This window comes from Streptomyces sp. CBMA123, assembly GCF_014596465.1.
GTDB lineage: Bacteria > Actinomycetota > Actinomycetes > Streptomycetales > Streptomycetaceae > Kitasatospora.
Genome location: NZ_MECK01000560.1, coordinates 1 through 532, shown reverse-complemented (window position 1 = coordinate 532; position 532 = coordinate 1). Strand labels below are relative to the sequence as shown.

The window sequence follows — 532 nt, the reverse complement described above, 5'->3', positions numbered from 1 at the left end:
GGCGAGGTCCAGCGGGGCGGCCAGTACGGCGGGCCGCAGGCCGGCCAGCGCCGCGTCCAGCAGCGCCGGTCCGTCGGCGGCGGTGACCGGGCGCAGCCCGCTGCGGGCGATCCGCCGCAGGTCCGCCTCGCCCAGGTGCCCGGCCATGCCGCCCTCGCCCTGCCACAGGCCCCAGGCGATCGAGGTCGCGGGCAGGCCGAGTCCGGCCCGGTGCTCCGCGAGGGCGTCCAGGAAGGTGTTGGCGGCGGCGTAGTTGGCCTGGCCCGGTCCGCCGACGATCCCGGCGACCGAGGAGAACAGCACGAAGGCGGACGGCCGGTACGGGAGCGTCAGCTCGTGCAGGTGCCAGGCGGCGTCCACTTTGGGGCGCAGCACCGCGGCCAGCCGCTCGGGACTCAGCGCGGCGAGCAGGCCGTCGTCCAGCACCCCGGCCGCGTGCACGACGGCGGTCAGCGGCCGGTCGGCGGGGACGGTCGCCAGCAGCGCGGCGAGCGCGGCCTGGTCGGCGGCGTCGCAGGCGGCCACGGTGGCC

Annotated in this window: 1 protein-coding gene; it reads right to left on the bottom strand. The window is 78.9% G+C overall.

Annotated elements, in window-relative coordinates:
- Positions 1-532 (bottom strand): KR domain-containing protein (locus BG452_RS37195; RefSeq protein WP_188308768.1); only part of this gene is annotated, 532 nt, incomplete at both ends.